The 18279-nt window shown below is 65.8% G+C and carries 15 protein-coding genes; 6 read left to right on the top strand and 9 right to left on the bottom strand.

The window, feature by feature from the left end; genetic code table 11:
* Positions 1–56 precede the first annotated feature (56 nt).
* Both A4F85_RS01315 and A4F85_RS01310 read right to left on the bottom strand, forming a co-directional pair.
* Positions 57–707, bottom strand: a complete 651-nt coding sequence (locus tag A4F85_RS01315; RefSeq protein ID WP_063325417.1) for a response regulator transcription factor — start codon at positions 705–707, stop codon at positions 57–59.
* Positions 704–3277: a PAS domain-containing sensor histidine kinase gene (locus A4F85_RS01310; protein ID WP_012205806.1), complete on the bottom strand. Its 2574-nt coding sequence runs from the start codon at positions 3275–3277 to the stop codon at positions 704–706. Before A4F85_RS01310 ends, A4F85_RS01315 begins: the two co-directional genes overlap by 4 nt.
* 320 nt (positions 3278–3597) lie before the next feature.
* Here A4F85_RS01310 and aceE point away from each other — a divergent pair, with 320 nt between their 5' ends.
* Genes aceE through lpdA form a run of 3 tightly spaced genes read left to right on the top strand, consistent with a single transcriptional unit; the run spans position 3598 to position 9871 of the window.
* On the top strand, positions 3598–6315 hold the full coding sequence (gene aceE, locus A4F85_RS01305) for a pyruvate dehydrogenase (acetyl-transferring), homodimeric type (RefSeq protein ID WP_043820506.1): 2718 nt from the start codon (positions 3598–3600) through the stop codon (positions 6313–6315).
* A 19-nt stretch (positions 6316–6334) separates the two neighbouring features.
* On the top strand, positions 6335–8011 hold the full coding sequence (gene aceF, locus A4F85_RS01300) for a dihydrolipoyllysine-residue acetyltransferase (RefSeq protein ID WP_063325416.1): 1677 nt from the start codon (positions 6335–6337) through the stop codon (positions 8009–8011).
* A 15-nt stretch (positions 8012–8026) separates the two neighbouring features.
* A complete protein-coding gene (gene lpdA, locus A4F85_RS01295) occupies positions 8027–9871 on the top strand; it encodes a dihydrolipoyl dehydrogenase (RefSeq protein WP_034394189.1) in 1845 nt (614 codons plus the stop codon).
* A 141-nt stretch (positions 9872–10012) separates the two neighbouring features.
* Here the strand turns inward: lpdA and A4F85_RS01290 are convergent, their stop codons facing one another.
* Complete coding sequence (locus tag A4F85_RS01290; RefSeq protein WP_063325415.1) at positions 10013–10942, bottom strand: LysR family transcriptional regulator; 930 nt, start codon at positions 10940–10942, stop codon at positions 10013–10015.
* A gap of 65 nt (positions 10943–11007) precedes the next feature.
* On the opposite strand from A4F85_RS01290, the gene A4F85_RS01285 reads away from it, so the two are divergent.
* Complete coding sequence (locus tag A4F85_RS01285; RefSeq protein WP_013802226.1) at positions 11008–11625, top strand: LysE family translocator; 618 nt, start codon at positions 11008–11010, stop codon at positions 11623–11625.
* A gap of 188 nt (positions 11626–11813) precedes the next feature.
* Here A4F85_RS01285 and A4F85_RS01280 read toward each other — a convergent pair whose 3' ends face one another.
* Entirely contained in the window at positions 11814–12500 is a 687-nt protein-coding gene (locus tag A4F85_RS01280) for a hypothetical protein (RefSeq protein ID WP_063325414.1), read from the bottom strand.
* Between the two features lie 133 nt (positions 12501–12633).
* Here A4F85_RS01280 and A4F85_RS01275 point away from each other — a divergent pair, with 133 nt between their 5' ends.
* Positions 12634–13899, top strand: coding sequence for an MFS transporter (locus tag A4F85_RS01275; protein WP_197485435.1), 1266 nt, complete (start codon positions 12634–12636; stop codon positions 13897–13899).
* 1 nt (position 13900) lies between these two features.
* Here the strand turns inward: A4F85_RS01275 and A4F85_RS01270 are convergent, their stop codons facing one another.
* Both A4F85_RS01270 and A4F85_RS01265 read right to left on the bottom strand, forming a co-directional pair.
* On the bottom strand, positions 13901–14926 hold the full coding sequence (locus A4F85_RS01270) for an FUSC family protein (RefSeq protein WP_013802229.1): 1026 nt from the start codon (positions 14924–14926) through the stop codon (positions 13901–13903).
* A gap of 193 nt (positions 14927–15119) precedes the next feature.
* Positions 15120–15608: an EVE domain-containing protein gene (locus tag A4F85_RS01265; protein WP_063325412.1), complete on the bottom strand. Its 489-nt coding sequence runs from the start codon at positions 15606–15608 to the stop codon at positions 15120–15122.
* Between the two features lie 129 nt (positions 15609–15737).
* On the opposite strand from A4F85_RS01265, the gene yghU reads away from it, so the two are divergent.
* Positions 15738–16577 carry a glutathione-dependent disulfide-bond oxidoreductase gene (gene yghU / locus A4F85_RS01260; protein ID WP_063325411.1) on the top strand — a complete coding sequence of 280 codons (840 nt, stop codon included), beginning with the start codon at positions 15738–15740 and terminating at the stop codon, positions 16575–16577.
* Positions 16578–16584: 7 nt separating this feature from the next.
* Here the strand turns inward: yghU and A4F85_RS01255 are convergent, their stop codons facing one another.
* From A4F85_RS01255 to A4F85_RS01245, 3 genes are all read right to left on the bottom strand, one after another.
* Positions 16585–17280, bottom strand: coding sequence for a hypothetical protein (locus A4F85_RS01255; protein ID WP_063325410.1), 696 nt, complete (start codon positions 17278–17280; stop codon positions 16585–16587).
* 76 nt (positions 17281–17356) lie between these two features.
* Entirely contained in the window at positions 17357–17614 is a 258-nt protein-coding gene (locus A4F85_RS01250; RefSeq protein WP_063325921.1) for a GlsB/YeaQ/YmgE family stress response membrane protein, read from the bottom strand.
* Between the two features lie 162 nt (positions 17615–17776).
* Positions 17777–18274: a C40 family peptidase gene (locus A4F85_RS01245; RefSeq protein ID WP_082848115.1), complete on the bottom strand. Its 498-nt coding sequence runs from the start codon at positions 18272–18274 to the stop codon at positions 17777–17779.
* Between the last annotated feature and the right edge of the window lie 5 nt (positions 18275–18279).

Here is an 18279-nt window from a genome sequence, read left to right as displayed (position 1 = left end):
AGGGCTTGTTGATCAAGCGCTAGCAGCTCTTTGAAAAAAAGCGGTGGTGTCTTGGCTTATCCGGCGACGGCTGCCTTGGTCGCTGCAGCGGTCTGGCCCTGGCCCAGGGCGATCTTGAGCAGATCGGCCACGGTGTTGGCGTTGAGCTTTTCCATGATGTTGGCGCGGTGCGCCTCCACCGTCTTGATGCTGATGCCAAGATCGTCGGCGATCTGCTTGTTCAGCCGGCCGGCGACGATGCGCTCCAGCACCTGGGCTTCACGGCTGGTCAGCTTGGCCAGCAGCGCGTCGCGGCTGGCGGCCTGCTGGTGGCCGGCAAAGGCTTCGCGGGCATGGTCCAGCATGCGCTCGACCAGGTTCAGCAGTTCCTCTTCGTTGAACGGCTTCTGGATGAAGTCCAGTGCGCCCTTCTTCATGGTGTTCACCGCCATGGGCACGTCGCCGTGGCCGGTGATGAAGACGATGGGAAGGGGGGACTTGCGTTCGATCAGGCGGTCCTGCAGTTCCAGGCCCGTCATGCCGCCCATGCGGATGTCGACGATGAGGCAGGCGATCTCGCGTGGGTCGTAGCGCGAGAGGAAGGTCTCGGCCGAGTCGAAGCAGCGCACACGATAGTCCTTGCCCTCCAACAACCATTGCAACGAATCACGAACCGCTTCGTCGTCATCAACTACGTACACAGTGCCTTTTTTCGGGATCAAGCTCATGCAATCGTCCTTGTTGTGGGTTCAATGGTCGCTGCCGGCGTTGTCGCGTCGCCCGGCGGGGCCAGCGGCAGCCAGAATGAAAACCGGCAGCCGACAACCTCGGAACCATTGTAGAGGTTCTCGGCACGCATCCGGCCCTGGTGGGACTCGACAATGCTGCGGCACAGATTCAGCCCCATGCCCATGCCTTCGCTCTTGGTGGTGAAGAAGGCCTCGAAGAGGCGTTCCAGCACCTCGGGCGGCAGGCCCTTGCCGGTGTCCTGCACGTTGAATTCAATGACGCGCTGGTCCTCGATGGTGCGCGGCACCACGCGCAGCTCCACATTGCGCTGGTGGCTGGGGCGGCCCGACTGCTCGATGGATTCGGCGCCGTTCTTCATGAGGTTGACCAGCACCTGCTCGATGAGGATGGTGTCGGCCATGATGGCCGGCATGCGCTCGGCCACGTGGTAGGTCAGCTGCACATTGCGGCGGCGCAGCTCGATCCCGGCCAGCTCCACGGCCTCGCTGACCATATCGGTGACCTGGGCCAGGGTGCGGTTGGGCTCGCTGCGCTTGACGAAAGAGCGTATGCGCAAAATGATCTGCCCCGCGCGCTGCGCCTGGTGGGCGGTTTTCTCCAGCGCGAACTTCATCTGCTCTTCGGTCAGCGTGCCCTTTTCAAGCCGGGTGAGCATGCCGCTGCAGTAGTTGCTGATGGCGGTCAGCGGCTGGTTGAGCTCATGGGCGACGCTGGAGGCCATCTCGCCCATGGTGATCAGGCGGCTGACGGACTGGGCGTGCTCGGCCTGGCGATCGGCCTGCTCCTCGGCCAGGCGGCGCGGCGTGATGTCGGTGGCGATCACCATCTGGGCCAGGCGGCCGTCCACCCAGCTCAGGTAGCGCGATCGCACTTCCAGCCACTTGCCCAGTTCGGGCAGGTAGATCTCGGCGTTTTCGCTGCGTGCGCTGGTCAGCGAGTCGGTGGGCAGGCCCATGAGGCCGTCCTCGTCGTCCATGCCTTGCGGCTGCGAGCGCACGGGCAGCACGCCGGCCTGGGCGACGAGCTGCAGGTGGCCATCGGTCTGCGAGCCAAACCATTGCCGGTACAGCTTGTTGGCGAACAGCAGCTCGGCGCTGCCCAGCGGGGCGACGGACACCGAGGCGTCCAACGCCTCCAGCACGATGGTGAAGCGCTCATAGGAGGCGGACAGTTGCTCGCGGATGCGGTTGGGCTCGGTGATGTCGGTCATGGACGACATCCAGCCCGTGTGCTGGCCATGGGCGTCGATCAGCGGCGAGACATACAGGCGCGCATCGAACTGCGTGCCGTTCTTGCGCTGCACGCGCACCTGGAAGCCGCCGACGATGGTCTTGCCCGAAAGCTCTTCGCGCAGCTTGGAGTGCAGGTTGTCGTAGTCGTTGTCGGGCCAGTAGGAGTAGGGCGGCATCTGGCCGACCAGCTCTGATTCGCTCCAGCCCGTCATCTGGCAGAAGGCTGCATTCACATAGGTGATACGGCCTTGCAGGTCCAGCGCGCGCATGCCGGTGAGTACGGAGTTTTCCATGGCGCGGCGGAAGTTGGTTTCCGCGACCAGGGCCTCCTGGGCGCGCTGGCGGCGGCGCGTGTGGCGCCAGGTGGCCAGCAGCAGCCATGCCGTCATCGCACTGAGTGTGCCCACCAGCCAGAACAGGCCGCTGCCGACCACGCCCAGCGAGGTGCGATAGGCCTGGGCACGCAGCACCAGACTGTTGCCGACGGGAGCGACGGGGGCCTCGTCCTCGTTGGCAACGGTGCGCCAGCGCAGCAGTTCGGTGGCGGTCTGCTTGCGCGGTGTCAGCGGCGTGCCTGCCAGCACCTGGCCCCGGCTGTCGAGCATGGTCATGGCGTAGCGGGCCATGATTTCGGTGGGCGTTCCATAGCGCAGCAGGCTGTCGATGGAGTACTCGCCCAGCAGCTCGCCGATGTAGCGGCCGTCCTGTGCCAGCGGCACATGCAGTTGCAGCAGCGGCGCGGCTTCCCCCTTGTGGGCCAGTCCCTGCACGTAGATGGGTTGCTGCATCTCGCGCGCGAGCTGGTAGGCCTCCAGCGCGTCTCCGGCGCGCAGCACTTCACGCGGGATGCGCAGCTGCTCGCTGCTCACGGTGGGTGCGGACTGGCTGGCCAGGATGCGCCGCTGTGCATCGATCCAGGTGATGGACTGCAGTTCCGGGTACTGGCTGATGAGTGCTTCGGCGCGGCTGGCGAAGTCGGACTCGCCCAGGTCGTGGTTGCCGATGTCGCGCGCCATGCGCATCAGTTGCTCCTGGCGCTCCAGCAGGCGCAGGCGCACGCGTTGCTGGGCATATTCCACGTCGCGATGCAGCGCTTCCTTCTCGCGGTCGATCTCCTCCATGCGCAGGTACCAGAAGGAGGCCACGATGGCCGCCATGAACATCAGTACGGCCGCGAGGGGGGCGAGCGCCGCGAAGCGGTCCTGGCGCGTGGGGGAAAGACTGCGCCACCAGCTGCGCCACCAGCGCACTGGCGCGGCCACGCCTGCCATGGGGGCAGGGCTGTGCGTGCCGTGCTCGGAAGGGGAGGATTGCATGCGCCCAGTGTAGGGGAGAGTCTGACTGTTTTTAAGGAGTATTGGAGTCGCCACGGAGGCGCTTCGGCGACGTTCTTTGGGGTCTTCACTGTATGTGCGTTTGCAGCAAAATTTCAAATTATGAAATCAAAAAGCACCATTTGAAATTCGAAAAAAGTATGCGACACTCGCCGAGCATTGAGGCAGTGAATCGGTATTTTCAAGTTCGCCAGACAGGGTCTGTGCCGCGCAAGGCGTGGTGAACTACCCGCCTGCGTTGGCGCGCTGCGCCGCTCACTGGTTCGACCCCAAGACGCTACCTTCTGCAAGGAGACATTCCCATGACAGCTCAGACTGACCCGCAAGGCAATGCAGGCGTTCCCGCCGGCCTGGACCAACAAGAATCGCGCGAATGGATGGACGCCCTGTCGGCCGTCATCGACCGTGAAGGCGCCGAATACGCGCACAAGCTGATCGAGGACCTGCTCGAACACGCACGCCAGAACAGCGTGGACATGCCTTTCTCGGCCAACACCGGCTATGTGAACACCATCGAGACCTCGCAGGAAGCCCGCTGTCCCGGCAACCTGGAAATCGAAGGCCGTCTGCGCGCCTACATGCGCTGGAACGCCATGGCCATGGTGGTCAAGGCCAACCGCCTGCACCCGCCCGAAGGCGGTGACCTGGGCGGCCACATCGGCTCCTTCGCTTCGCTGGCCAACATGTTCGCGGCCGGCTTCAACCATTTCTGGCACGCCGAAAACGAGAACCACGGCGGCGACTGCCTGTATATCCAGGGCCACGTATCTCCCGGCATCTATGCCCGCGCCTACCTGGAAGGCCGCATTTCCGAAGAGCAGCTGCTGAACTTCCGCCAGGAAGTGGACGGCAAGGGCCTGTCCAGCTACCCGCACCCCAAGCTGATGCCCGAGTTCTGGCAGTTTCCCACGGTGTCCATGGGCCTGGGCCCGCTGATGGCCATCTACCAGGCACGCTTCCTCAAGTACCTGCATGCCCGTGGCATCGCCGACACCGAAAGCCGCAAGGTCTGGGTGTTCTGCGGCGACGGCGAAATGGACGAGGTCGAGTCGCTGGGCGCGATCTCGCTGGCCGCGCGCGAAAAGCTGGACAACCTGATCTTCGTGATCAACTGCAATTTGCAGCGCCTGGACGGCCCGGTGCGCGGCAACGGCAAGATCATCCAGGAACTCGAAGGCGAGTTCCGCGGCTCCGGCTGGAACGTCATCAAGCTGCTGTGGGGCAAGGGCTGGGACGAGCTGCTGGCCAAGGACAAGGACGGCGTGCTCAAGAAGATCATGGCCGAGTGCAACGACGGCGACTACCAGTCGTTCAAGGCCAATGACGGCGCCTACGTACGCAAGAACTTCTTCGGCCGCGATCCGCGCGCGCTGAAGATGGTCGAGCACATGAGCGACGACGAGATCTGGAACCTGCGCCGTGGCGGCCACGATTCGCAGAAGGTCTACGCTGCCTTCCACGCTGCCAATTCGCACAAGGGCCAGCCCACCGTGCTGCTGGTCAAGACCGTCAAGGGCTTCGGCATGGGCAAGATCGGTGAAGGCAAGAACACCGTTCACCAGACCAAGAAGCTGGGCGACGAGGACATCAAGGCCTTCCGCGACCGTTTCAACATTCCCATTCCCGACAGCCAGATCGCCGACCTGCCTTTCTACAAGCCGGCCGACGACACCCCGGAAATGCGCTACCTGCACGAGCGCCGCAAGGCCCTGGGTGGCTACCTGCCGCACCGCCGCGTGAAGGCCAGCGAGCAATTCACGGCACCGGCGCTGGATACCTTCAAGGCCATCCTCGAACCCACGCCCGAAGGCCGTGAGATCTCGACCACTCAGGCGTATGTGCGCTTCCTCACGCAGCTGCTGCGCGACAAGGAAATCGGCCCGCGCGTCGTGCCCATCCTGGTGGACGAGGCACGTACCTTCGGCATGGAAGGCCTGTTCCGTCAGATCGGCATCTACAACCCTGCTGGACAGCAGTACACCCCGGTCGACAAGGACCAGGTGATGTACTACCGCGAGGACAAGGCCGGCCAGATCCTGCAGGAAGGCATCAACGAAGCCGGCGGCATGAGCAGCTGGATCGCGGCAGCCACGAGCTACAGCACGAGCAACCGGATCATGATCCCGTTCTACGTGTACTACTCGATGTTCGGCTTCCAGCGCATCGGTGACCTGGCCTGGGCGGCCGGAGACATGCAGGCGCGCGGTTTCCTGCTGGGCGGCACTTCGGGCCGCACCACGCTGAACGGCGAAGGCCTGCAGCACGAAGACGGCCACAGCCACATCCTGGCCAACACCATTCCCAACTGCGTGAGCTACGACCCGACCTTCGCCCACGAAGTCGCCGTGATCATGCAGGACGGCCTGCGCCGCATGGTGCAGAACCAGGAAAACGTCTTCTACTACATCACGCTGCTCAACGAGAACTACGCCATGCCCGGCCTCACGCCCGGCACCGAGCAGCAGATCATCAAGGGCATGTACCTGTGCAAGCCCGGCCAGAAGGTGCCTGAAAGCGGCCTGCGCGTGCAACTGCTGGGTTCGGGCACCATCCTGCGCGAATCCTTCTTCGCCCAGGAACTGCTGCTGGCCGACTGGGGCATTGCCGCCGACGTGTGGAGCTGCCCGAGCTTCAACGAGCTCACCCGCGACGGCCAGGACGCCGACCGCTGGAACCTGCTGCATCCGCTGGACACCCAGAAGGTGCCCTTCGTCACGCAGCAGCTGCAGTCGCACAATGGCCCGGTGATCGCGTCCACCGACTACATGAAGGCCTACGCCGAGCAGATCCGCCCCTACATGCCCAAGGGCCGCACCTACAAGGTGCTGGGCACCGACGGCTTCGGCCGTTCGGACTTCCGCCGCAAGCTGCGCGAGCACTTCGAAGTGGATCGCCACTACATCGTGGTTGCCGCACTGCGCGCGCTGGCCGAAGAAGGCAAGATCAACGCCACCACCGTGGCCGAAGCGATAGCCAAGTACGGCATCAAGGCCGACAAGATCAACCCGCTGCACGCTTGAGTAAGAACGGGAGACACATATGGCATTGGTAGAAATTCAAGTCCCCGATATCGGTGATTTCGACGAAGTTGCTGTGATCGAAGTGCTGGTCAAGGCCGGCGATCAGATCAAGGCCGAGCAATCGCTGATCACCGTGGAGTCCGACAAGGCCTCCATGGAGATCCCCTCCAGCCACGCTGGCGTGCTCAAGGAGCTGCGCGTCAACATGGGCGACAAGGTCAAGCAGGGCAGCATCATTGCCGTGGTCGAGTCGGCGGAAGCCGCTGCCCCGGCACCTGCAGCCGCCGCACCGGCCCCCGCCGCTGCAGCCCCGGCCCCGGTGGCTGCGCCTGCACCGGCCGCTGCTCCCGCTGCCGCGCCTGCGGCCTCGGGCGCCGCCACGCAGATCGACATCAAGATTCCCGACATTGGCGACTTCAAGGACGTGGCCGTGATCGAGATGCTGGTCAAGGTCGGTGACACCGTGACGGCCGAGCAATCGCTGTTCACCGTCGAGTCCGACAAGGCCTCGATGGAAATCCCGTCGCCAGCGGCCGGCACCATCACGGCGCTGACGCTCAAGATCGGTGACACGGTCAACGTGGGCGACGTGGTCGGCCAGATGAGCGTGCAGGGCGCTGCCGCGCCTGCAGCCCAGGCTGCGGCCCCGGCACCTGCTGCAGCAGCCCCTGCACCGGCCGCTGCAGCTCCGGTGGCTGCCGCTGCAGCATCGGCTCCCGCCGCTGCACCTGCGCACAACCCCACCGTGGCGCCCACGGGCAAGCTGCCCCACGCGTCGCCCTCGGTACGCAAGTTCGCCCGCGAGCTGGGTGTGCCGCTGGACGAGGTCAAGGGCTCGGGCAACAAGGGCCGCATCACGGCCGACGACATCCAGGCTTTCACCAAGTCCGTCATGGCGGGCGCCGTGCAGACCAAGGCCCAGGCCGCGACCGCTCCCAAGGGTGGCTCCGGCGGCGGCGCAGGTCTGGACCTGCTGCCTTGGCCCAAGGTGGACTTCGCCAAGTTCGGCCCGGTCGAGCGCAAGGACCTGTCGCGCATCAAGAAGATCAGCGGCGCCAACCTGTCGCGCAACTGGGTCATGATCCCGCACGTCACCAACAATGACGAGGCCGACATCACCGACCTGGAAGCCTTCCGTGTCTCCACCAACAAGGAGAACGAGAAGAGCGGCGTCAAGGTGACCATGCTGGCCTTCGTGATCAAGGCGGTGGTTGCGGCCCTCAAGAAGTTCCCCGAGTTCAATGCCTCGCTGGACGGCGACACCCTGGTCTACAAGCAGTACTTCCACGTCGGCTTTGCGGCCGACACGCCCAACGGCCTGGTGGTCCCCGTGCTGCGCGATGCCGACAAGAAGGGCATCCTGCAGATCAGCCAGGAAATGGGCGAGCTGGCCAAGAAGGCCCGCGACGGCAAGCTGGGCGCTGCCGACATGCAGGGTGGCTGCTTCTCGATCTCGTCGCTGGGCGGCATCGGTGGCACGAACTTCACTCCCATCATCAACGCCCCTGAAGTGGCCATCCTCGGCCTGTCCAAGGGCCAGATGAAGCCGGTGTGGGATGGCAAGCAATTCGTGCCGCGCCTGACGCTGCCGCTGTCGCTGTCCTATGACCACCGTGTCATCGACGGTGCCTCGGCCGCGCGCTTCAATGCCTTCCTGGGCCAAGTGCTGGCGGACTACCGCCGCATCCTGCTGTAAACGGAGGCCCGACACATGGCAATCATCGACATCAAGGTGCCCGACATCGGCGACTTCGCCGAAGTGGGCGTGATCGAACTGCTGGTCCAGCCCGGTGACACCGTCGCCAAGGACCAGTCCCTGATCACCGTGGAGTCCGACAAGGCCTCCATGGAGATCCCCTCCAGCCATGCCGGCGTGGTCAAGGAACTCAAGGTCAAGATCGGCGACAAGATCGCCGAAGGCGGCCTGATCCTGACGCTGGAGGCCGCTGGCGAAGCGGCCGCCGCACCCCAGGCGGCAGCACCGGCCCCTGCAGCGGCGGCTCCGGCGCCTGCCGCTGCAGCGCCCGCAGCATCGGCTCCCGCTCCGGCCGCAGCCAGCTATGCCGGTGGCGCGGCCGATTACGACTGCGACGTGGTCGTGCTCGGCGGCGGTCCTGGCGGCTACTCGGCAGCCTTCCGTGCGGCCGATCTGGGCCTGAATGTGGTCATCGTCGAGCGCTACAAGAGCCTGGGCGGCGTCTGCCTGAACGTGGGCTGCATCCCGTCCAAGGCGCTGCTGCACGTGGCCGCCGTGGTGGACGAGGTCAAGCACCTGGAGGTGGCCGGCGTCAAGTTTGGTGCGCCCGAGGTCAACATCGACCAGCTGCGCGGGCACAAGGACAAAGTCATCGGCAAGCTGACCGGCGGCCTGGGCCAGATGGCCAAGATGCGCAAGGTCACCGTGGTGCGCGGCTACGGCAATTTCGTCGGCGCCAACCACCTGGAAGTGGAAGAGACCACGGGCGATGGCCAGGAAAAGACCGGCAGCAAGAAGATCGTGCAGTTCAAGCGCGCCATCATTGCCGCCGGCAGCCAGGCCGTGCACCTGCCCTTCATGCCCAAGGACCCGCGCGTGGTGGACTCCACCGGTGCGCTGGACCTGGCCAGCGTGCCCAAACGCATGCTGATCCTGGGCGGCGGCATCATCGGCCTGGAAATGGGCACCGTCTACTCCACGCTGGGCGCACGCCTGGACGTGGTGGAGATGATGGACGGCCTCATGCAGGGCGCCGACCGCGACCTGGTCAAGGTCTGGCAGAAGATGAACGCGCCGCGCTTCGACAACATCATGGTCAACACCAAGACCGTGGGTGCCGAAGCCACGCCCGAAGGCATCAAGGTCAGCTTTGCGCCTGCCAAGGACGGCATCACCGTGCCCGAGCCCCAGGTCTACGACCTGGTGCTGCAGGCCGTGGGCCGCACACCCAACGGCAAGAAGATCGCTGCCGAGAAGGCCGGCGTGGCCGTCACGGACCGCGGTTTCATCGAAGTCGATATCCAGATGCGCACCAATGTGCCCCACATCTTCGCCATCGGCGACGTGGTGGGCCAGCCCATGCTGGCGCACAAGGCTGTGCACGAGGCCCATGTGGCCGCCGAAGTCATCGCCGGTGAACTGCAGGGCAACAAGGAGCTGGCTGCCAGCGCCTTCAATGCCCGCGTGATCCCCAGCGTGGCCTACACCGACCCGGAAGTGGCGTGGGTGGGTCTGACCGAGGACCAGGCCAAGGCCCAGGGCATCAAGGTCAAAAAGGGTGTGTTTCCCTGGACGGCTTCGGGCCGCGCCATTGCCAATGGTCGCGACGAAGGCGTCACCAAGCTGCTGTTCGATGACAGCCCCGAGGCGCACGGCCATGGCCGCATCCTGGGTGGCGGCATCGTCGGCACACACGCGGGCGACATGATCGGCGAGATTGCGCTGGCCATCGAAATGGGTGCCGACGCCGTGGATATCGGCAAGACCATCCATCCCCACCCCACGCTGGGCGAAAGCCTGGGCATGGCGGCCGAGGTGGCGCACGGCTCCTGCACGGACCTGCCGCCGCAGCGCAAGTAAGCGCAAGGCCGGGCGTTCAGGCCTGGCAAGAACAGAAAGGCAGCTTCGGCTGCCTTTCTGCTTTGTGAGACGCAGATAAGGACACAGGCATCAGCCCAGACACCGGTCCAGACACAGGCACGGCAAAGGTGGCAGACCTGTTCAGGCCTGGGCGCGCAGCCACTGCAGCAATTGGTCGTGCACGCCATCTGGCGTGGGCGGAGCGGGGGACAGCAGGCAGTAGCGCGAACCGTCCTCGACAAAGCCCATGGGCGCTGCCAGCACGCCGTTGGCGATGTCGTCGCGCACCAGTTGCCAGGGTCCGATGGCCAGTCCCATGCCTGCCACGGCGGCCTGCAGGCTGAAATAGAAATGGTCGAACTGCAGCTGGGATCCCGACGGCGGCGGCTGGCCGCTGTGCTCTGCCCAGGTGGACCAGGCCCCGGGGCGGGTGCGGCTTTGCAGCAAGGGTGCCTCCGGGCGCAGCCCGGTGGCATGCCCCTCGTCGGAGCGCGTGCACCACTGCGCCAGCCGCTCGGGCCGGCAGACCGGGCCTATGCGCTCGGCAAACAGGGTCTCCGCATGACAGCCCGCTGGCGGAGAGAAGTCATCGCGTCGTATGGCCAGATCGATGCCGTCCGCGAAAGAGAAAGGCCCGCCGCCCGCCATCAGGTGCAGCTGCAACTCCGGGTGTTGTTCCTGGAACTGCGGCCAGCGCGGGATCAGCCAGCGCATGAGCAAGGTGGGCTCGCAGGACAGCACCCAGCGGCGCGCCTGCTGCGCGCGCGAGCGCAACTCCTGCGTGGCCTGGCGCATGCGCTCCAGGCCTTCGTGCACGGCCTGGGCCAGGTGGCGGCCCGCCTCGGTCAGGAAGACGCGGCGACTGCGGCGGTCAAACAGGGTCACGCCCAGATCGTCCTCCAGCAGGCGCACGGCCCGGCTGATGGCGCCATGGGTCAGGTGCAACTCTTCTGCCGCCTTGCTGAAGTTCTCCCGCCGGGCGGCCGCTTCGAAGCAACGCAAGGCCTGCAGCGACGGCAGTCGCTTGCTCGGGGTATGTGAGTTGAGTTCACCAACTGTGTCAGAAAACATCGTTATGAATTTTCATGGAAGGCCAATACTATCCGGCGCGTTGCATTGAATCGAATGGATAACCGATGACCGAATGGATAGCTGTAGTCACCATTACCTTGCTGGCCGTCATCAGCCCAGGGGCGGATTTCGCCATGGTCACACGCAACAGCCTGCTGCGCTCGCGCCGCGCGGGCCTGCTCACGGCGCTGGGCATTGGCCTGGGGGTGCTGGTCCATGTCGGCTATACCTTGCTCGGGGTCGGACTGCTCATGCAGCAGTCCACCTGGTTGTTCGACGTGGTCAAGCTGCTGGGTGCAGCCTATCTGATCTATCTGGGCGTGACCATGCTGCGCAGCCGCCCGGAGGGCGATTTGCCCAGTCAGCCCGTGGCCGCGCTCTCCGACATGGCGGCACTGCGCACGGGCTTTCTGACGAATGCGCTCAATCCCAAGACCACGGTGTTCGTGGTCAGCCTGTTCCTGCAGATCGTGGGACAGGACACGCCGCTGGCCACGCAGCTGGCATATGGCGGATTCATCTCGCTGGCCCATGTGGCGTGGTTCTGCATTGTGGCGCTGTGCTTTTCTGCCCAGCGGGTGCGTGCGCGGCTGCTGGCCGTGCGGCATTGGATAGACAGGGCCTTTGGCGGCATGTTGGTTGGGTTTGGTTTGCTGCTGGCAACGGCCAAGCTGCGGCTGTGACGTGGTGATGGTCTGACAGGAATTGGTGGGGGAGGACGGGCAAGCAGGCGGCTGCTGCCCGGCATGCGAGGCCTGCGAGGTGCCATCTGGTACCTCGCAGGCTTGGCTGTTTCTGGCGAGTGTCAGGTTTGCCCGGCAAGCGGGCCGGCGTCCCAGTGGCTTGCGGTTCGACCCGGTACGGCAGGGGTTCATGGTGGGGGCGTGCCATCGTCTCCATGGTGAACGCCGACGCCAAGGCCTGCTCCCATGCCCAGGCCGCCCATGCCTGCGGCGCCCATTCCTGCGCCGCCGCCACCGCCCTTGCTTGAAGCGCCGGATTCCGCGCCACCTTTGCGCGCCCCGCCCGGACGCGTGGGGCCCTGGTTGGGAACGCGCAGGCTGTCGGGGATCGGCTCCAGATCCAGCGCTTCGCGGATGAAGGCGCGCAGCGAAGTGACGAGTGCCGCAGTCTCGACAGGCTGGCCTGCCACCATGTCCTGGGCCGCTTGGGCGGCCATGCGCACCTGGTCTTGCGTCCCGAGCAAGATGACATCGGACAGCGCGGCTTCGACCGCATCGCGAATGCGCCGTTGGCGCTCGCTGCCAAAAGCCGGTGGTGCAGCGGCATCGGCGTCGTCGGCGGCGGGCCTGCGCAGATCGCGCAGGTGCAGGGGATTCACATGCAGCGTGCCCGTGAAAGAGCCGCCCAGCGTCTTGTAGGCGGCGATAAGCGACTTCAGGCGTTCATTGATCTGGCGGTTCTCACGCTCGCGCCGCTTTTGCACGGTCTGCATGAACAGCAGGCGAATGCCCATCATCAGGCAGGTGACCAGCAGCAGGCCCAACACCGTGGACAGCAGCGAAGACCAGGAGCTGAAATCTAGTGATGAGCGCATGCGCAAGGCCTCGGGAGTTGATCCAAGCCTTCAGTGTGCCTCCATACAGACGGGTCGGCGGGTAAGAAGAGTGCTGTTTGCAGGCGCCGCTTGGCCTATGCTTTCGATACTTCACACATCAGCGACAGGGCGCATGGCATGCGCCCCCGGGAGACAGCATCCAGTGAAAACAACGAAGCAGGGGGTGCATCCCTCATGGATCGTCGTGGCGGCCGGCGTCAGCGCGGCTCTGCATGTAGGCAAGCTGCCGCCGGCTGTGCCCGTGCTGCAGCAGCAATTGGGCCTGTCCCTGCTGCAGGCCGGCTTTCTGCTTTCCACCGTGCAGGTGGCCGGCATGGTGCTGGGCCTGGTGGTGGGTCTGGGTGCAGACCGCTGGGGGCTGCGGCGCAGCATGCTGGCAGGCCTGCTGCTGATGGCGGGTGCCAGCGCCCTGGGCGCCACCGCTACGGGGTTTGCAGCGCTGCTGGCCTTGCGTGCCGTGGAGGGGTTGGGCTTTTTGCTGGTGGCCATGCCGGGGCCGGGTCTGATCCGGCGCTGCGTGGCGCCAAGCGATCTGAGCGCGCGCATGGGCTGGTGGGGCACCTATATGCCGCTGGGCAGTGCCATCGGCTTGCTGCTGGGGCCGTGGGTGATGGCCTGGGCATCCTGGCCCGCATGGTGGTTGCTGTTGGGGCTGATCTCGGCACTCGCATGGGTCGCCGTCTGGTGTGGCGTGCCGGCAGACAGGCCGGTGCCCCTTGGCGCGTCGGTGGCGGGCGGTGGCTGGCGTCCTCGCCTGGCGTTGACCCTGCGCAGCCCCGGACCCTGGTGCGTGGCTGTGGCCTTTGCCGTGTATTCAGGGCAGTGGATGGCCGTCATCGGCTTTCTCCCCACGGTCTACGCCGAGGCGGGCCTGGGCGCCGCATTGTCGGGGACGCTGACGGCCGTGGTGGCGCTGGCCAACATGGTGGGCAACGTGGCCTCGGGCCGTTTGCTCCAAGGCGGCTGGAGCGCCACGCGCGCCTTGCGCCTGGGCTTTGGCTGCATGGCGGCGTGTGCGCTGCTGGCCTATCTGCAATGGCAGGGGCAACCGCTGGCGCCGTTGTGGCTGCGCTTTGTGGCGGTGGTGTTGTTTTCGGCGGCGGGCGGGCTGATTCCGGGCACGCTGTTTTCCATGGCGGTGCGGCTGGCCCCCGATGAGTCCACGGTATCGACCACGGTGGGTTTCATGCAGCAATGGTCCAGCGTGGGGCAGTTTGCAGGCCCGCCTCTGGTGGCGGCCGTGGCCGTGCAGGCGGGCGGATGGCAGTGGACCTGGGTGGTGACGGCGGCCATGTGCGCCATCGGCTGGTGGCTGGCCGGCGCGATCGGGCGCATCAGCGGTGCGGATGCAGCGCCGCGCGGGCGCGCTGCAGTCTGAATCACGCGTCGCGCGAGCCTATCAACGCCTTCAGGGCCTCTTCCATCTGCTGCGCATGGTCCAGCGCGGGCAGCCAGGCCTGGGGTACCGGCTGGGCGGGTGCCTGGGGAGCGGAGGCGGCCAGTTCGGCCAGGGCGTCATCGGGCTGCAGGGCCACCACGTTGCCGTTGGCGGACAGCTGGCGGCAGGCATCGACCAGCCATTCACAGTGCAGCACGATGGCGCGCGGCATGAGGCCACTGTCATGCGACATGCCGCGCACCAGGCTTTCGCCCAGCAGCAGTGCGCTGGCATACAGGCGCACGGCGTGGCGGTCATAGCGCCCGGTGATGGTCTGCAGCCCCGCGCCACCCAGGCGGCCGCGCAGGGACCAGCGGCTGGCGCTTTGCGCCTCCACCATGGCTGCGCGCAGTGCGCTCAGCGCATCGCTGCTGCGCGTGAGCTGGCCCAGCGCGACGGTGGCATCGGGCGTGTCGTGGGTGGCGGTGGCGCGCAGGGTGGCTTCCAGCCCCTCGGCCAGCTGGCCCAGCAAGGCGCTTGCCGAGCGCGACACGGCGCGCAGCGGATTGGCCGTGAAGATCACCTGGCTGAACATCAGGCCGACACCGGCGCCCACCAGTACGTCAACCAGCCGCGTCTCGCCCGCGGCGCTCGGCCCCATGCTCAGCACCAGCACGACGGAGACGCCCGCCTGTATCGGGACGACCGGCGGCTGCCCGAGCATGGCGGCCAGAGACAGGGCGACCAGCGAGGCCAGACTCAGCCGCAGCAGCGGAATGGTGTCGGGCAGCAGCCAGGCCAGTTCGCCGACGATGATGCCGATGGCGCAGCCCAGCACCAGGCCCCAGGTCTGCTTGAGGTGGCTGGGCAGGCCGGGCGCCAGGCAGACCAGGGCGGTGACGGCGGCAAAGACGGGTTTGGGGTGGCCGAGCAGATAGTGGGACAGCTCCCAGGCCAGCATCGCACCCAGGGAGGCGGCGATGGCGTCGCGCAGCGCCAGACGCAGGCGACCGGGCGCAGCGGCCATGCCGCTCTTGGGAGTTCCAGGGGGTGTTTTTGCTTTTGCTTTTCGCCAACGCACGAAGATTCTCCCTCCAGCATGCGAAATCCAGGTTCGCAAATGCCCAAAAGCATAGCGGCCGGTGCATGTCCGGCGTGCAGGAGAGAAGCTTCTTGCTTGTAAGAAAGCAGCCCGCGGCGGGGCGGGGCGGGTCGGCAGGTCAGGCGGGTTGGAGCAGGCCTTCGATGAAGGCCCATTCCTCGGGCGTGACCGGCGTGATCGACAGGCGGTTGCCCTTTTGCAGTACACGCATGTCGGCAAGCTCGGGATGCTCGCGCAGCTCGGCGATCTGCAGCGTGCGTGTCTTGCGCAGCGCCTGCACGTCCAGCGTGAGCCAGCGTGGCTTGTCGGGCGAGGACTTGGGGTCGTAGTAGGGACTGCGCGGGTCGAACTGCGAGGCATCGACGCGCAGGTTGCCTGCAATGCGGGCGATGCCGTAGATGCCGGGCTCGGCGCAACTGGAGTGCCAATACAGCACCCCATCGCCCACCTGCATGGCATCGCGTATGAAGTTGCGCGCCTGGTAGTTGCGCACACCGTCCCAGGCGATGGTGGCCTGCGGCGCGGCCAGCGCGTGGTCTATGGAGAATTCGTCGGGCTCGTTCTTCATGAGCCAGAACTGGCGGGCGGAGGTGGGGGCGGCAGTCATGCCGCGATTGTGGCAAATCCCCGGGCGCCGTGGCGGCGTTCCGTGCACGCCGGCAAGAGCGCGCCGGTGACGGGACAATCGCCTTCAGCCGGGCACCTCTCCCCAGCCCGCGAACCACAGGAACCCTGCATGACCGACAGCTCCACCTATGTCCCGCCTGCCGTATGGCAGCCAGCGCCTTCGGGCGGCACCTTTGCCAACATCAACCGCCCGGTCGCCGGTCCCACCCATGACAAGGCATTGCCGGTGGGGCAGCAGCCGCTGCAGCTGTATTCGCTGGCCACGCCCAACGGCGTGAAGGTCACCATCATGCTGGAGGAGCTGCTGGCGCTGGGCCATGCCGGCGCGGAGTACGACGCGTGGCTGATCCGCATCGGCGAAGGCGACCAGTTCTCCAGCGGCTTTGTCGAGGTCAATCCCAATTCCAAGATCCCGGCGCTGGTGGACCGCAGCGTCGAGCCGCCGGTGCGCGTGTTCGAGTCAGGCTCCATCCTGCTGTACCTGGCCGAGAAGTTTGGTGCGCTGCTGCCTGCCGAGCCCGCTGCGCGCACCGAGACGCTGAACTGGCTGTTCTGGCAGATGGGGTCGGCACCTTACCTTGGCGGCGGTTTCGGGCATTTCTATGCCTATGCGCCCGAGAAGTTCGAGTACCCCATCAACCGCTTCACCATGGAGACCAAGCGTCAGCTCGATGTGCTTGATCGCCAGCTGGCCCTGCACCCGTTCATTGCAGGGGCGAACTACAGCATTGCCGATATCGCCATCTGGCCCTGGTATGGGGCTCTGGTGCTCAACGAGGTGTATGGCGCGGCCGAGTTCCTGTCAGCCCATGAATACACGCATGTCATGCGCTGGGCCATGGAAATTGCCCAAAGGCCGGCCGTGCTGCGCGGCCGCCGCGTGAATCGTACCTGGGGAGATGAAGCCACCCAGGTGCCCGAGCGCCACCAGGCGTCGGACCTGGGCTGATAGCCGTCTACTGGGAGCGGCCCCAGGGGCCGCGATCGGGCTGGCGCCAGAAGCGCGAGCGCTTGCCGGAAGGCTCGGGGGTGGGCTCGGCCTCGCGCCCGTCCTTGTCTGTCCTGTCGGCCTTGCCAACCTTGTCGGCCTTGTTGGCCTTTTCCAATTGCTGACCTGTCTGCTCGACCTTGCGCGCCGTGCGATCCAGCCGCGAGGGAATGTCGAGTTCTGCGTGCTCGACCACACGAATGCAGTCCTGGATATGGCGCTCGCCCAGATAGCGCAGCGTGGCATAGCCCAGCGCTGCCGCTGCGGCCTGGCCTGCCAGCGGCACGTACTTGGCGGCCTGCGTGGCCGTCATGCGCATGCCGGCCGCGCGCGCCAGGCGCACCACCATGTCGCGCGTGATCAGCTTGCCGATCAGCACCGAGCCCACCATGGCCACGGCCTTTTGCACCTGCTCGCGCTTGCCGGGTTCCAGCTTGTCCAACTGTTCGGGCGTGAGGCCGAATTCGCGGTTGATGCGTGGCAGCAGCCGCGCCAGCAGGGCCGCATCCACCAGCCAGTCCAGGCCCGGAATGGGCAGGCTGCTGGCTGCTGCGCCGACCAGTGCACGCCGGTGCAGCAACTTGCGCGCGCTCTCGGCCGCTTGCGCCACATCTTGGCGCGGTGGTGGAGGGGGAGGGGTTTTGTCCGATGTGCGAAAGATCATGCGTGCCAGTGAAGACGGGGCAGATGTCGATCAGGAAAATGCGCCAGCCGGCGGATGCGGCTGGCGCGCAGGGTGGTCAGCGTGCGCTCTTGCTGCGCACCAGACTGTAGATGAAGAGGATGACGACGGCGCCCACGATGGAGGCGATCCAGCCGGCGGGTTGCCCGGCCTCGTACCAGCCCATGGCGACACCGACGTAGCTGGCAAGAAACGATCCTGCCACGCCGAGCAGGATGGTCATGATCCAGCCAAGGCTGTCATCGCCGGGTTTGAGTGCCCGCGCCAGCAAGCCAACGACCAGGCCAACGATGAGGGTACCAATCAAGGACATCATGCTTTTCTCCGAACTGAAGCTTCCATGCCGCGACTCTAGGGCCCGGCACCGGGTGGCCCTGTCGGACAGCATCTCAACCTGGGACGAAGCCAGAGCAGGGCCCTGAAAAACAAAACGCCTGCATGTGCAGGCGTTTGTGGATTGGCGCAAAAGACGCTGCGATCACTGCAGCTGGCTTGCCTGCATCTGCAGGGCCAGAGCGGCCTTGCTGGCGTCAAGGCCCAGGCCGTCGGCGTCCTGCACGCGGCGGGCTCCATCGAAGCGGCGAGCCCAGTACGCGCTTTGCATGCTTTCCACGCGAACCTGCGCACCGGTGCGCGGTGCATGGATGAAGTTGCCGTCGCCGACATAGATGCCGACATGGCTGAAGGTGCGGCGCATGGTGTTGAAGAACACCAGATCACCGGGCTTGAGTTCGTTCTTGTCGATTTTTTCCGTGGCCTGTGCCTGCTGGTCAGCGCGGCGCGGCAGGACCTTGCCCAGGGTTTCGGAGTAGATGGCGCGGACGAAGCCGCTGCAGTCGAAGCCGGTCTCGGCACTGTTGCCGCCGCGGCGGTAGGGAACGCCGATGAAGCCCATGGCGGTCACGACCAGATCGGAGGTCTTTTCGGCGACGCTTTGTCGTGCTTCCTTGACGAAGTCGGAAGTGCGTTCCGCCATGTGGT

This window comes from Delftia sp. GW456-R20, assembly GCF_001622915.1.
Taxonomy (GTDB): Bacteria; Pseudomonadota; Gammaproteobacteria; order Burkholderiales; family Burkholderiaceae_C; genus Comamonas; species Comamonas acidovorans.
Note: the sequence above shows the minus strand (reverse complement) of the source record. Positions and strands in the feature narration are given on the sequence as shown.

Excerpts from the sequence above, each read along its gene's own strand:
- A4F85_RS01315 (WP_063325417.1), bottom strand. The coding sequence starts at position 707 with ATGAGCTTGATCCCGAAAAAAGGCACTGTGTACGTAGTTGATGACGAC.
- A4F85_RS01310 (WP_012205806.1), bottom strand. The coding sequence starts at position 3,277 with ATGCAATCCTCCCCTTCCGAGCACGGCACGCACAGCCCTGCCCCCATG.
- aceE (WP_043820506.1), top strand. The coding sequence starts at position 3,598 with ATGACAGCTCAGACTGACCCGCAAGGCAATGCAGGCGTTCCCGCCGGC.
- aceF (WP_063325416.1), top strand. The coding sequence starts at position 6,335 with ATGGCATTGGTAGAAATTCAAGTCCCCGATATCGGTGATTTCGACGAA.
- lpdA (WP_034394189.1), top strand. The coding sequence starts at position 8,027 with ATGGCAATCATCGACATCAAGGTGCCCGACATCGGCGACTTCGCCGAA.
- A4F85_RS01290 (WP_063325415.1), bottom strand. The coding sequence starts at position 10,942 with ATGTTTTCTGACACAGTTGGTGAACTCAACTCACATACCCCGAGCAAG.
- A4F85_RS01285 (WP_013802226.1), top strand. The coding sequence starts at position 11,008 with ATGACCGAATGGATAGCTGTAGTCACCATTACCTTGCTGGCCGTCATC.
- A4F85_RS01280 (WP_063325414.1), bottom strand. The coding sequence starts at position 12,500 with ATGCGCTCATCACTAGATTTCAGCTCCTGGTCTTCGCTGCTGTCCACG.
- A4F85_RS01275 (WP_197485435.1), top strand. The coding sequence starts at position 12,634 with ATGGCATGCGCCCCCGGGAGACAGCATCCAGTGAAAACAACGAAGCAG.
- A4F85_RS01270 (WP_013802229.1), bottom strand. The coding sequence starts at position 14,926 with ATGGCCGCTGCGCCCGGTCGCCTGCGTCTGGCGCTGCGCGACGCCATC.
- A4F85_RS01265 (WP_063325412.1), bottom strand. The coding sequence starts at position 15,608 with ATGACTGCCGCCCCCACCTCCGCCCGCCAGTTCTGGCTCATGAAGAAC.
- yghU (WP_063325411.1), top strand. The coding sequence starts at position 15,738 with ATGACCGACAGCTCCACCTATGTCCCGCCTGCCGTATGGCAGCCAGCG.
- A4F85_RS01255 (WP_063325410.1), bottom strand. The coding sequence starts at position 17,280 with ATGATCTTTCGCACATCGGACAAAACCCCTCCCCCTCCACCACCGCGC.
- A4F85_RS01250 (WP_063325921.1), bottom strand. The coding sequence starts at position 17,614 with ATGATGTCCTTGATTGGTACCCTCATCGTTGGCCTGGTCGTTGGCTTG.
- A4F85_RS01245 (WP_082848115.1), bottom strand. The coding sequence starts at position 18,274 with ATGGCGGAACGCACTTCCGACTTCGTCAAGGAAGCACGACAAAGCGTC.